The organism is Sebaldella sp. S0638 (assembly GCF_024158605.1).
Lineage (GTDB): Bacteria > Fusobacteriota > Fusobacteriia > Fusobacteriales > Leptotrichiaceae > Sebaldella.
On the sequence record NZ_JAMZGM010000034.1, the window covers coordinates 24,117 to 37,047 of the forward strand.

The 12,931-nt window shown below is 32.9% G+C and carries 11 protein-coding genes; 9 read left to right on the forward strand and 2 right to left on the reverse strand.

Annotation, left to right across the window (positions count from 1 at the left end):
- Positions 1–136 precede the first annotated feature (136 nt).
- A complete protein-coding gene (locus NK213_RS10600) occupies positions 137–541 on the forward strand; it encodes a pyridoxamine 5'-phosphate oxidase family protein (RefSeq protein WP_253348934.1) in 405 nt (134 codons plus the stop codon).
- 110 nt (positions 542–651) lie between these two features.
- Here NK213_RS10600 and NK213_RS10605 read toward each other — a convergent pair whose 3' ends face one another.
- Positions 652–1,761, reverse strand: a complete 1,110-nt coding sequence (locus NK213_RS10605; RefSeq protein ID WP_253348935.1) for a CapA family protein — start codon at positions 1,759–1,761, stop codon at positions 652–654.
- A gap of 262 nt (positions 1,762–2,023) precedes the next feature.
- On the opposite strand from NK213_RS10605, the gene NK213_RS10610 reads away from it, so the two are divergent.
- From NK213_RS10610 to ftsH, 7 genes are all read left to right on the forward strand, one after another.
- A complete protein-coding gene (locus NK213_RS10610; RefSeq protein ID WP_253348936.1) occupies positions 2,024–3,676 on the forward strand; it encodes an SPFH domain-containing protein in 1,653 nt (550 codons plus the stop codon).
- 169 nt (positions 3,677–3,845) lie between these two features.
- Positions 3,846–4,511: a lipocalin family protein gene (locus NK213_RS10615; protein ID WP_253348937.1), complete on the forward strand. Its 666-nt coding sequence runs from the start codon at positions 3,846–3,848 to the stop codon at positions 4,509–4,511.
- Positions 4,512–4,526: 15 nt separating this feature from the next.
- Entirely contained in the window at positions 4,527–5,477 is a 951-nt protein-coding gene (gene mltG, locus NK213_RS10620) for an endolytic transglycosylase MltG (RefSeq protein ID WP_253348938.1), read from the forward strand.
- 1 nt (position 5,478) lies between these two features.
- Entirely contained in the window at positions 5,479–6,585 is a 1,107-nt protein-coding gene (locus tag NK213_RS10625) for a SpoIID/LytB domain-containing protein (protein WP_253348939.1), read from the forward strand.
- A complete protein-coding gene (gene tilS, locus NK213_RS10630; protein WP_253348940.1) occupies positions 6,572–7,909 on the forward strand; it encodes a tRNA lysidine(34) synthetase TilS in 1,338 nt (445 codons plus the stop codon). Before NK213_RS10625 ends, tilS begins: the two co-directional genes overlap by 14 nt.
- Positions 7,890–8,363, forward strand: a complete 474-nt coding sequence (locus NK213_RS10635) for an ATP-dependent metallopeptidase FtsH/Yme1/Tma family protein (protein WP_253348941.1) — start codon at positions 7,890–7,892, stop codon at positions 8,361–8,363. The genes tilS and NK213_RS10635 overlap by 20 nt, the downstream gene beginning before the upstream one ends.
- A 108-nt stretch (positions 8,364–8,471) precedes the next feature.
- A complete protein-coding gene (gene ftsH / locus NK213_RS10640) occupies positions 8,472–10,520 on the forward strand; it encodes an ATP-dependent zinc metalloprotease FtsH (RefSeq protein WP_253348942.1) in 2,049 nt (682 codons plus the stop codon).
- A gap of 65 nt (positions 10,521–10,585) precedes the next feature.
- On the opposite strand, the gene NK213_RS10645 is transcribed toward ftsH, so the two are convergent.
- Positions 10,586–11,833, reverse strand: coding sequence for a folylpolyglutamate synthase/dihydrofolate synthase family protein (locus NK213_RS10645; protein ID WP_253348943.1), 1,248 nt, complete (start codon positions 11,831–11,833; stop codon positions 10,586–10,588).
- A gap of 185 nt (positions 11,834–12,018) precedes the next feature.
- Between NK213_RS10645 and pncA the strand changes: the two genes are divergently transcribed.
- Positions 12,019–12,645 (forward strand): bifunctional nicotinamidase/pyrazinamidase, encoded by a 627-nt coding sequence (pncA, locus tag NK213_RS10650; RefSeq protein ID WP_253348944.1) that lies wholly within the window; start codon positions 12,019–12,021, stop codon positions 12,643–12,645.
- Positions 12,646–12,931 lie beyond the last annotated feature (286 nt).

Consider the following 12,931-nt stretch of genomic DNA (forward strand, 5'->3'; position numbering starts at 1 on the left):
TATGGGGAATTGGATGCCAGACCTCGTATATTACAGAATTTAAAGATAAAAACGGGACGTATAAGCTTGAAGATATAAAAAAATGGCAGGCTGAATGATATAAATGCTAAAAAAAACAATAAAGAAGGAGCAAAATATGGATAATATAATAAATATACTAAAAAGTTGCCCTATGGTCTTTGCAGCAACAGCTGACGACGACAACAGACCAAATAACAGACCGGTTGCATTAGCAATGGAGGATAAAGGAACATTATTTTTTAGTACCTCCACAGAAACAAGTCTTTTCAGGGATTTGCAAAAAAATCCTTTTATATCTTTTACAACTATGATTGATCAACAATCATGGATACAGATAAATGCTGAAATAGCTTTTGTTGAGGATATGGCAATTAAAGAAATGATAATTGCGAATAATCCGTTTTTGAATCAGCGTTTCCAAACTGCTGATAATCACATTTTTAAAATTTTCAAATTAACAGCCGGAACTGCAAAAATTTATGATCGTTCGGGAAATGCTCCCAGAATTATAAAATTTTAAATATGTATCATAATTAATGGTAAATAAAAAGAAGCTGCATCAAGAAAAATAAATATTTCTGATGCAGCCTTTTATTATAAAATACTAAGTTTTAGACTTGACTGGTAAAATCATTTCTTTTTAGTAATAATCCCGTCGCTTGAGAATGAAAGCGGCGTATCGGGAAAGTCACTCTCGGTCAGTTCAATAACCTTTTGAAGTGCTCTTTTTTTGGTATCAACTTTTGGTCCGCTTCCTTTTACCTGATATATAGATATGATTTCGCCTTCTGTAAAGTCTCCGTTTTCATCAAGTTTTATTTTGAAAAGAGGAGCAATTCCTTTTACACCAGTAAGGCTGAAATTTCCGTAAGTGGCAAAATTCCCCGAACTGTAAGATATAAATTTGTTGTTATATAATTCTACCGCTCTTATAACATGCGGTCCGTGGCCAAAAACTATATCAGCACCCGCATCGACCATCTTATGGGCAAAATCGTATACATCTCCTCTGTTTTCCCCGAAAAACATCTCATTTCTTTTGGGAACATGCTGATATTCGTCGCCTTCAGCACCGCCGTGAAAAGAAACTATAACTATATCAGAATTTTCTCTCAGCTGTTTTACAATTTTTTCAGCATGTGGAATATCGTTTATACTTACAGTACCATTATTAGGTGCAAATGCAGCAAATCCATATTTAATACCGTCTTTTTCAAAAATAATAAATTCATCTGTTCCTGCGAGACCGGCATATTTAATTCCAAGATTATCAAGATTTTCTTTTGTTTTTGCTCTTCCTACAGGACCAAAGTCTCCGTTATGGTTATTCGCAATGCTTACAACATCGAATCCTGCATTTGCCAGGTATTGTCCAAAAGAAGAAGGTGTTCTGAAAACATAACACACAGACGGATTAGAGCAGCTTTTAGGATTTCCGCCGCTGTCAAAAAGGGTTCCTTCGAGATTTCCAAAAGTAATATCAGAATCTTTAAGATAAGTTTCTACATCTTTTAATATATTTGCATTTCCAGGCGGAAGGGAAGAATCAGAAGGATAATTGCTTCCGAGCATTATATCGCCTACAGCAGTAATGGTGATTATTTTCTTCTCTTTTACAGGTGCTTCTTCAGTTACATTATCAGATAAATTATTTTCGTTGTCTATTTCAATAGGCTTCTCCTTTTTGCCGCATGAAAACAATAATACAATCAAAAATAAGGATATAAAAAATTTTCGCATTTTCAAACTCCTTTTAAAGCTATTTTTATATAGTATAACATATATATTATCAATTTAGATTAAATAATAAAAATTAAAATTTAAATATAAAATTAAAAAAATCGAAAAAAATGTAAAAGTCAACAATTTTTTTGATAAATACATTAATTTAATTTACTTTTTACCTAAAAAATGCTATTATTTGGGGTGTTATATAATGATAAGAATAACTTAGGAGTTTCTGATAGATAGGAAGAGGTATAAGGTAAGGAGGTATGATTGAATGAAATACATAATAGGTGAGGGAGAAAGGGTTCTGGTATTTAAAAACGAGAAACTGATAGAATACCTGAAAAGCGGAACTTATAAAATTTCCCGATTATCGAATAAAAAACATGAAAAATATATTTGCGAAGGTTTATTTGAAACAGAAAGAAATCTGGATTTTCTCCTTCTTCAGAATGAAAGGCTCGCAGAAGAACTGCAGGTGTTGGAAGTTCATGAAGATGAGATATTAATATATTACAGAGACGGAATATTTCAGGGCGGTTTCTATGAAGGGAAATACGCATTCTGGAATGTCGTAGGGAGAAATTCATATGCTAAGCTGGATTTGAAAACAGCATTTGAGATGGATGAAAAGATAAAAAATGTCTTTGCCAAGACAAAACTGGGTGAGATGTTTGACATAATAGAAATAGAGGATTATCATATAGCTCTTTATTTTAAAAGCGGAGTATATGAAAAAATACTGAAAAGCGGAACATATGCAGCTTCTAAAAAATATTTCAAGAATACTTTTCAGAAAATAGATTTAAGAGAAGTAATGATTTATGATGAGACAATGGAAAAAATCTTTGATACAGAGCCGGAATTGATTCATGATTTTGACATAAAAAAAGTAAGGGAAAAAGAGCTTTTACTCTGGTATCAGGACGATCTTTTCAAAGGGAAGTGTCTTGCAGGAAGTTATCTTTTCTGGAATAAGCTGAAAGATAATTATTTTGAGATAATAGACCTGAATAACGGAATAGAGATAGATGAAAAATATCTGGATATTCTGGATAAGCTCGAAGGTGTATATACTAAATATGAAGTAAAGGATTATGAAGCCGGACTTCTTATTATAGACAATCAGTACAGAAAGACTCTTAAATCAGGGGTATATTGCTTTTGGAACGGACATCAGAAGATAGAAGTGTATCCTATAGACCTTAGAATAAAGCAGCTGGATATGCAGGGAGAGGAAATTCTGACTAAAGACAGAGTTATGCTGAAGTTTAATTTTATAGCACAATACAGAGTAGTGGATCCTATTACTAATTACAAAGAGATAAATAATATAGAAAATCAGATATATATTCTTATTCAGATGATTTTGAGAGAGTATGTGGGAGTAAATTATCTTGAAGACCTTCTTGAGCATAGAGTAGAAATAGGAAAGTATGTTTTGGAAAAAGTGAAGAAGGAAGAAAGAAAGTACGGTATAGAGCTTCTGGATGCTGGGATAAAGGATATAAAACTGGCTGAAATGAACGGCGTAGGAAGTGTGGTATACAAAGAACCGGAACCGCTAAAAAAAGAAAAAGAACCTGATTTTTTCGTAAAAGAAGAAATTAAAGAAGAAAAAGAAGAAATCGTGGAAGAGGTAAAAGAGGAAGCCAGAGTAGATATCGAAGATATAATAAAAAAAGAGTCTGAATATATAGAAGAGCCGCTGGAAGCAGAAAAAGCCGAAGTGGCTGATGATGAGGCAATTACTGATGAAGCAGTTGCCGAAGAAGATGAAAAAACAGAAGAAGAGCCTGAGTTGGAACAAAAAGCAGCAGCAGAAGAAGTAGTACAAGAAGAGGAAACGGAAAAATTTTCAGAAGAGAGTGCAAGTGCTATTTTGGAAGAACTTAGCAGAATTCTGGCAAAGAACAGTAAAAAATAATAGCATATACAGATATCCCGTGATTTTTATTACGGGGTATTTTTGTGGAATTTTAGATACAGAAATTTATCCAAGGCTTTGAAAAAAAGATACTATAGTTTTGAGTATAATCTTTATTTAAAAGCCGTAATATGCTATAATATTTAAAAAATGAAAAGGTGAAATTAAAATGAAAAAATTATATATTGGTATTCTATGTTCATTTTTATTATTTAATATAGTGTCTTATTCATCAGTGACTGATGTTATTAATAAAATTGATAATGCAGTGAATCCCAAACTGAGATTCGATGTGGATAAAGCTTCAGGTATATGGTATTTACTTTATGACAATGACATAAAAACGAAAAACCTGGAAAATATAACAATAAATCTGGTACAGGAAGGACAGGGATACAGTTATATTACCAAAAGCTATAATCCCAAGAGAAATACATGGATAAAAGATGAAAAAAGAGCATGGGTACTGGAAGATAAAAAAAATATTTATTTTTATGTTAGAAAAAACGGGCCGATAAATTATAAAAATAAGGTTCTGTATTATGATGATGATATGAAGTATCTTGTTATTTATTTTAAGAAAGAGAATATAATAAGAGTTTTGACAAGAAGTGAAACACCAAGCAGTCAGAAAGTAAATGAAATAATGGCTGAGATTAAAAAACAGGGTTATAGTATTTCAAGATTAAAAAGAATAAGCTACGATCCTCTGGTATATGACGAGAGTGAAGCAATAAAAGCTCAGGAAGAAAAGGAATTTTATGAAAGATTAAGCAGATTCGGAGAAAGCGGTACTATAGATTTTGATGAAGCTGTAGAAATACCCAAAAATTAACATTAAAGGAGAATAATGAAAAAAATTATAATATGTTTTAGCGCATTTATAGGTTTATTGATATTTTTATTTTTACTTTTTTTTATAACAATGCTTATGCCGGTAAAAGAATTTAACAATAAATATGTAGTCGTAAGAAAGGGTGAAAATTTTAACCAGATTTACAAGGATCTGGATATAAAGTATACCCTGACTGATAAGGTATACCTGAAAATTACAGGTAACGGATCAAAAGCAAGAGTCGGTTCCTATAAATTTAACGGGAAAGTAAGCAGACTGGAAATCATTAATAAAATAGTAAGCGGGAAAAGTGATGAGATAAGATTGACTATACCAGAAGGCTTTTCTAACAGACAGGTGTTCGAGAGAATAGAGAAACTAGGTCTCGGATCAAGAGAAAAATTAGAGCAGGCATTAAAGGAAGCGGACTTTCCTTATCCGCACCTTGATAATAACTATGAAGGATATTTTTACCCGGAAACTTACTTCTTTTATGAAGGAACAAGCGAGAAGGAAGTAATAAATGCTATTTTGAAGGAATTCTTAAGAGTTTATCCTCCTGAAAAGTATCCGGATAAAAATGATTTTTATAATAAATTAAAGCTTGCATCAGTGGTAGAACTGGAAGTGTCTAAAAAAGAAGATAAAACCAAGGTAGCAGGAATATTCTTGAAAAGACTGGAGATCAATATGAGACTTGAGTCAGATGCAACCTTAAAGTATAAACTTGGCAGACAGGCATACAGAAAGGAACTTCTCTCTGATATGTCGCCGTATAACAGCTATAAGCACACAGGGCTTCCCCCTACACCAATATCAAATCCGTCGAAAGAAACTTTTGATGCGGTGGAAAATGCAGAAATTACAGGAGATTTATTCTTTTTTACATATAAAGGAGAGACTTACTATTCAAAGACTCATGATGAGCATTTGAAGAAAAGAAAGGAGACTGGGCAGTTAAAATAATATGAAGCTGAAAATAATATTAACAGCTGTTTTCCTTATGATTCAAAGTATATTTTTTGCCAAAGAAATGAAAATTGCTATTTTAAGTAATTCAGGAAATCAGCTATATGTGAGGGCAAATAATGAAATAGAAGTTTTTTCCAACGGAGTGCTTCTTGATAAAAAAAGAGAAGTTAAGTTTTCTGCAGGAAAAAATTCAGTGACCTATGAAGGGCAGTCATATAATGACATAGTTTTGAAACCTGAAGGAGCTGACTTTTTATATATAAGCAAGAGCGGGAAAAGTTTTGACGGTTATCGCGGGAACTTTGACCTTATTATAGAGAACGGAAGAATAGTTCCGGTTAATCTTGTGGAGATGGATCAGTATCTTTACAGTGTAGTACCGTCGGAAATCGGTAAAAAGTTTCCTGATGAAGCTGTAAAAGCACAGATAGTAACTTCAAGAACATATTCTTATTATAATGCCAAGAATTCCAAATTCAAAAATTATGATATGGTAGATAATGTGAATTCACAGGTATATAAAGGAATAGCAGCAGAAGATGTGAAGATTAACAGTCTCGTGGACAATACCAAAAACATAGTAATGACATACAAAGGCGAGCCGATTAATGCAATATTCCATGACGACAGCGGAGGATATACAGCTAATGTGGAAGATGTATGGGGCGGTGTTCCTGTGGAGTATCTGAAAGCAGTGGACGATGCAGGGAACGTAATGGATTCACCGAGAAGATACTGGAGTTATACAATAACAAAAGACAGGCTGAGTAAAATATTCGGTGTTTATCCGGAAACAATAGAAGTGGAAAAAAAGGACAACAGAGTGAAACTGCTGCGTTTGAAAGGGAATGGAAGAACAGTGGAAGTAACAGGAAACGAATTTAGAAAAAGAGTAGGGTACACTAATATTTTCAGTACAGTGTTTGACTACAGCGAAAGCGGAAGTTCATTTGTGTTTAACGGAAACGGATCAGGACACGGAGTAGGGCTGGCCCAGTGGGGAGCTTATGCGCAGGCTGAGAAAAATAAAAAATATGACCAGATTTTAAAATATTATTTCACAGGAATAAAAATAGAGGAATATCGAGATGCTGGATTTTAGGATAACCGACAGATTAAAAAAAACTATTGAAAAATATGATTTACTAAAAGAAAAAGATAAAGTATTAATAGCTTTTTCAGGAGGACCGGATTCGGTTTTTCTTTTTCACTGCATAAATTTTTTCAGGGAAAGTCTGAGTCTTAAACTGGAATTAGTGTATGTAAATCATAAACTTCGGGAAGAAGCAGAAGAAGATGTAAAATTCGTAAAAGAATTTGCAGAAAAATATAAGGTAAGGTATTATATAAGAGAAGCTGACATAAAGGAAACCGCTGCCAGAAAGAAAATTTCCGAAGAGGAAGCGGGCAGGGAAGAGAGATACAGAATATTTTTTGATATTATGAAAGAAAATAATATTGATAAAATAGCTACAGGACATAATCTTGATGATAATATCGAAACTTTTATATTCAGGCTTTTAAGGGGGACAGCTCTGAACGGGTTAAAAGGAATTCCCGTAAAAAGAGGAGCAATAATAAGACCTATATTAGAATTCAGAAAAGACTTTATTCTGGAAGTATTAGACAATACAGGTGAAGAATACAGGCTAGATTCTACGAATTTTGAAATAAAATATACCAGAAATAAAATCAGAAATTTGATTTTCCCTTTGTTTGGCGAGGTTAATCCTTTATTTAGGGAAAAGATATCAGGATTAATTGAAGAAATAAATAATCTTGAAGATATGGAAAAAAGCAGGGAAAAAGTCTTATGGCTTTCAGACCTGAAAAAAATGGATAAAACTTTGCAGAATAAAAGGATTTTTGATTTGATTTCCATGTATGACATAGATGTGAGCAGGGAAAAAATCAGACAGATAGGAGAATTGATAAATTCAAACGGAAATAAAGAAATAAATTTAGGAAATAGCTTTATACTTTACAAAAATTATGATAAACTAGAGGTGATTTTTCAAAACGAATATATACCTCTTCCTGATGAACTTATCCTGGAAGAAGGAATAGTATCGGAATGGGGAGATTATTTACTTGAGGTAACAAATAAAACTATAAAAGAGGGTGCCCGGGAAAAAGGAAAAGTGATTTTTCTCAGGGACAGTACAAAGATAAAAGTAAGAAGCAGAAAAGAGGGTGACAGAATATACCTGAAAAACCTTGGGTATAAGAAGATAAAAAAGATTTTGATTGATGAAAAAATTGAAAAACGGGAAAGAGACAGAATTCCTATAATAGAATTAGATAATGAAATAGCAGCAATAGGTGATATAAAAATATCAGGAAAATTGGAATTAACAGAAAATATTGAGAACAAAGCACAAATGAAATTAATTATTAGGAGGAAAAATGCAGAAGAACAAAAATAAAAAGTCTTCCTATAGTAAGCCATTGTTTGCAGGTGTAGTTATAATTATTCTGATATTGACTGTGATATTTATAATATCGAATCATGCGAATACTTCTGGAAATACTGAAAGAACTATATCATATGATGATTTCGTGAGTAAAATTGAAAGCGGTCAGACAAAAGAAGTAAAAGAAAAAGATGAGTTTATAATGACAGTTATAAAAGAAGACAACAGTGATGTTATCTACAAAGCAGAAAAAATTACTGACAGAGTAGGAGAAGACAGTAACTTAATGGGAATCATTGAAACTCAAAATATAAACTTGCAAGTACAGCAGCCTAGAGGACCTAATTATTTTTGGCCTCTTGTATTTAACTTATTACCGTTTTTTATACTTTTGGGAATATTTATTGCGGGAATAACAGTCATTGTAATAATTGTTGTATGTTCATTAGATAGAAGTAGGAAATAATTTTTTCAAATAAATAAAAAATCAAAGGGAAGTGTCCCTGTGACTAAATTAAATAATGAAACAGGTGCAAAATAAAAATGCAAATGAAATTAATTATTAGGAGGAAAAATGCAAAATAATAATGATAATAAAAAAGATGATATATCCAAAAGACTCGACGAGCTGAAAAAGCAAAGAAGAGAACAGAATAACAAAAATAATAATAATAACCAGAAGCCCCCCTATGGCAAGCTGCCGTTTATTCTGGGACTGGTGCTGCTTATTCTGGTTTTGACAACTGCTCCTAATCTTACTGATAAATTAAATACTTCAATGCAGAATGTGAAAGAAATACAATATACGGAATTTATCAATAAAATCAAAGACGGACAGATAAAAGAAGTAGAAGAAAAAGATGATTTTATAACTACAAAATTAAAAGAAAATAATAAAGACGTAATTTATAAAGCAAGAAAAATTACTGACAGAGTAGGAGAAGATCCTAACTTAATGGGTGTAATAGAATCGAAAAATATTAACCTGAAAGTACAGCAGCCTACAGGGCCTAATTATTTCTGGCCTCTTGTGTTTAACTTTTTACCGTTTGTTATAATAATAGGTGCATTTGTTTATTTAAGCAAAAAGATGTCAAATGGTCAGGGAGGACCCGGTCAGATATTTAACTTCGGAAAAACAAAGGCAAATAAAAAAGAAAATATATCTAAAGTAAAATTTGACGATGTAGCAGGAGTGGATGAAGCTAAGGAAGAGTTGAAAGAAATAGTAGAATTCCTGAGAAATCCTGAAAAATTTACCAAAGCAGGTGCAAGAGTACCAAAAGGTGTATTGCTTCTGGGACGTCCGGGAACTGGTAAAACATTACTTGCCAAAGCAGTAGCCGGTGAGTCGGGAGCTTCGTTTTTCAGCATATCAGGTTCTGAATTCGTAGAAATGTTCGTGGGGGTCGGAGCTTCAAGAGTAAGAGACTTATTTGAAAAGGCGAAAAAGAGCAGACCTGCAATTATATTTATAGATGAGATAGATGCAGTAGGACGTAAAAGAGGAACAGGAAAACACGGCGGAAATGATGAAAGAGAACAGACTCTGAATCAGCTTCTTGTGGAAATGGACGGTTTCGAAACTGATGAAAAGATCATAGTGGTAGCTGCGACAAACAGAGAAGATGTATTAGATCCGGCATTACTGAGAGCCGGAAGATTTGACAGAAGAATCAGCGTAGATGCACCGGATGTAAAAGGAAGAATAGCTATCCTTGAAGTCCATGCAAAAAATAAAAAACTGGCAGATGATGTAAAATTAGAAGATATAGCAAAAATAACTCCGGGATTCGTAGGAGCAGACCTTGAAAATCTCTTGAATGAAGCAGCAATACTTGCAGCAAGAGACGGAAGAGATGTTATAAATATGGGAGACCTTGATGAAGCAGTAGATAAAATCGGAATGGGTCTGGGACAAAAATCTAAAATAATAAAGCCTGAAGAAAAAAGACTTCTTGCATATCATGAAGCAGGACATGCTCTGGTAACAGAACTTACGCCAAATGCTGATCCTGTGCATAAGGTTACTATAATACCAAGAGGAAGTGCCGGAGGATACATGATGCCTCTTCCTGAAGAAAAACTAGTAACAGGAAGTAAGGAAATAATAGCAAGCATGAGAGTATCACTTGGAGGAAGAGCTTCTGAAGAACTCGTACTGGATGATGTAAGTACAGGAGCATATTCGGATATAAAACATGTTACTAATCTTGCTAAAGCTTATGTAACAAAAGTAGGTATGAGTAAAGAACTCGGGCCTGTGAATCTGGAACCGTTAAATGACGGGGAATTCATGTTCGGAAATGGAATGAGTGACGAGACAGCAAGAGAAATTGATATGGAAGTAAGAAATCTTATAAAAAGAGAGTATGACAATACTTTAAATTTATTAAGAGAGAACAGAGAAAAATTAGATCAGGTAGCGGAATTGCTTTTGAAAAAAGAAACTATAACAGGAGCAGAAGTAAGAGCAATTATCACAGGAAAATCAGTGGATGAAATAGAAAAAGAAGAAAATGCCACTGACACTGTAACAAAGCTGAACGAAGAGGAAAATGAAATAGAGAAGGCAGCAGAAGAAGATGGAAAAGGAGCTGCTACTCTGAGCGAAAATGTATAAAAATAAGATAAAAGAGGCTGTATTGTATTTACCCAATACAGCCTCTGTTTTTAGATACAGAATTATTAAGTTTTAGTATTCCAAAAGTTCTTGAATTTTGAAATAAGGTAAAATGAACCGCATACAATAAGAACTTTTTTATTAAGAGAAAGAGCTGCTTTTGTGAGTTTATCAAGATCATCTTCAAAATAATAAGATGCCTTAAAATGATTTTCTTTTATGATGTTTTGCAGTTCTTCAGAAGATAAACCCCTGTGGTTTTCTTTCAATGAAGTACAAAAAATATCAGCAGAAAAATCCTCCACAAGAGGAAAAATCTCATTTATATTTTTGTCTTTTAAAACTGATATAATTACCGCAGTTTCCTCTTTAGCATAAAGTGAAAGAATATTATCTCTTAATACCTTTACTGAATCTGTATTATGTGCTGCATCAAGAATAATCAAAGGCTCTTTTGAGAAAATCTCAAATCTTCCGGGCCATCTGACATCAGATAAAGCATCAGCAATAACTGAATCTTCGATATTAAGAATTTTTGCAGCTTCATAAACCAATAAAAAATTCCATCCCTGAAAAGTGCCGTACAGCGGAATTTTAAAAATACTGTTATTAACAGAAACTCTTGTCTGTAAATCAGTATTATCAAGTGAAATACCCACATCTTTATATTTGGTCATAACATCAATAAAATTGTCTGTTTTTTTCTTCACAGCCTCTGTAAGTTCATGATGATTCCCAGCAAAAATGCAAAGCTGTCCGTCATGTATTATGCCGGCTTTTTCAAAGGCAATTTCTTCAAGAGTGTTACCCAGTATAGCCGTATGATCAAAGCTTATATTCGTGATAACAGATAAGAAAGAATTACCGGTATTAGTAGCGTCAAGACGACCGCCAAGCCCGCATTCTATAACTACGTAATCAGGTTTTACCTTATTAAAATAACAAAACATCATTATTGTGGTAACTTCAAAAAAATTCAGATATATATTGTATTTTTCCGTAATTTCTTCGATTATATAAAAAAGTCCGGCTATTTCATGATCTGGAATCTCTTCCCTATTGTAAATAATTCTTTCGTTAAATCTGGTAATATGGGGAGAAGTAAATTTTCCCACACTAAAGCCGGCCTTTATAAGAACAGATTCCAGCATGGAAGCAACAGAGCCTTTTCCGTTTGTACCGGCAATATGTATTATTTTTAGATTTTTTTCGGGATTCCCGAGTTTTTCCAGAACGAAATTTATATTATCCAGATTTTTTTTCGGAACAGCCTTGAGTCCGAAAATTTTATTTAATATGCTATCAATACTCATTTTATCACCAAGAATAATTATACACGAAAAAATAAAATTTATAAAGCTAAAAAATGTCAGTTATTTCAATTGTAAACAATTATAAAAAAAAATTTAAAAATATGAAATCTAAATACTTTTCTAAAAATAAAATACATGGTAAACTATAATTGGGATGAAAAATAATTTTTTTGTGAGGTGACAGCATGAAAAAAGCATTATTGTTAATTGATTTACAAAAAGATTTCTGCAGAGGAGGTGCTTTGGAAGTAAGGAACAGTGATGAAGTAATAGAAACAGCAAACAGGGCAATGAGGATATTCGCCAAAAACAGGAATCTGATTATTGCGACAAAGGACTGGCATCCGGCAGAGCACAAGAGTTTTGCGGTGAATTCTAATACGAATGCAGGTGAAACGGGTATGTTAAACGGACTTCCACAGGTATGGTGGCCTGTGCATTGCGTGGAAAATACCCCGGGAGCTGAATTTCATGACAGATTGAACAGGAAAAACATAAGCAAAATTGTCTATAAGGGAAAAGATAAAGAAGTAGACAGTTACAGCGGCTTTTTTGATAACGGCAGAAAAAATAAAACAGATTTAAGTGCCTATCTTGTGGAGAACGGAATACAGGAATTGTATGTAATGGGGCTTGCCACAGATTACTGTGTGAAATATACAATTATGGATGCTTTGAAACTGGGGTATAAAGTCTGGCTTATAGAGGACGGCTGTAAGGGAGTAAACATTAATCCTGATGATAGTCTGAAAGCTGTTGAAGAAATGAAAAAGAACGGTGTATTGCTGATAAAGTCAATTAATCTAACATAAAATAATTGGAATTGATAAACAAATGTTTATGCAGGCTTTATCTGATTAACAGCAGTACAAGTAAGAAAAAACATTTTATAAGAGAAAGAAAATAAATAATTAGAGAAAAATTTCTGGGAATTTAGTAAATTGTAAGAAAAATCGGGGGCTGTTCTTTTAAGGTATGTGCTATGTTTTTAAAAAATAAGAATATAAAGAAATATAACTTTAAATTAGACCAGTTATAAAATGTCAAGGAAAAAAAGAAGAATTTTTAAATAAAAAAATGAGTATCACAAAATAGACA

Bases quoted from the DNA above. Each gene is read 5' to 3' on its own strand.
- NK213_RS10645 (WP_253348943.1), bottom strand. From the start codon at position 11,833: ATGAGTATTGATAGCATATTAAATAAAATTTTCGGACTCAAGGCTGTT.
- NK213_RS10615 (WP_253348937.1), top strand. From the start codon at position 3,846: ATGAAAAAATTATATATTGGTATTCTATGTTCATTTTTATTATTTAAT.
- mltG (WP_253348938.1), top strand. From the start codon at position 4,527: ATGAAAAAAATTATAATATGTTTTAGCGCATTTATAGGTTTATTGATA.
- tilS (WP_253348940.1), top strand. From the start codon at position 6,572: ATGCTGGATTTTAGGATAACCGACAGATTAAAAAAAACTATTGAAAAA.
- NK213_RS10610 (WP_253348936.1), top strand. From the start codon at position 2,024: ATGAAATACATAATAGGTGAGGGAGAAAGGGTTCTGGTATTTAAAAAC.
- NK213_RS10635 (WP_253348941.1), top strand. From the start codon at position 7,890: ATGCAGAAGAACAAAAATAAAAAGTCTTCCTATAGTAAGCCATTGTTT.
- NK213_RS10600 (WP_253348934.1), top strand. From the start codon at position 137: ATGGATAATATAATAAATATACTAAAAAGTTGCCCTATGGTCTTTGCA.
- NK213_RS10605 (WP_253348935.1), bottom strand. From the start codon at position 1,761: ATGCGAAAATTTTTTATATCCTTATTTTTGATTGTATTATTGTTTTCA.
- ftsH (WP_253348942.1), top strand. From the start codon at position 8,472: ATGCAAAATAATAATGATAATAAAAAAGATGATATATCCAAAAGACTC.
- NK213_RS10625 (WP_253348939.1), top strand. From the start codon at position 5,479: ATGAAGCTGAAAATAATATTAACAGCTGTTTTCCTTATGATTCAAAGT.
- pncA (WP_253348944.1), top strand. From the start codon at position 12,019: ATGAAAAAAGCATTATTGTTAATTGATTTACAAAAAGATTTCTGCAGA.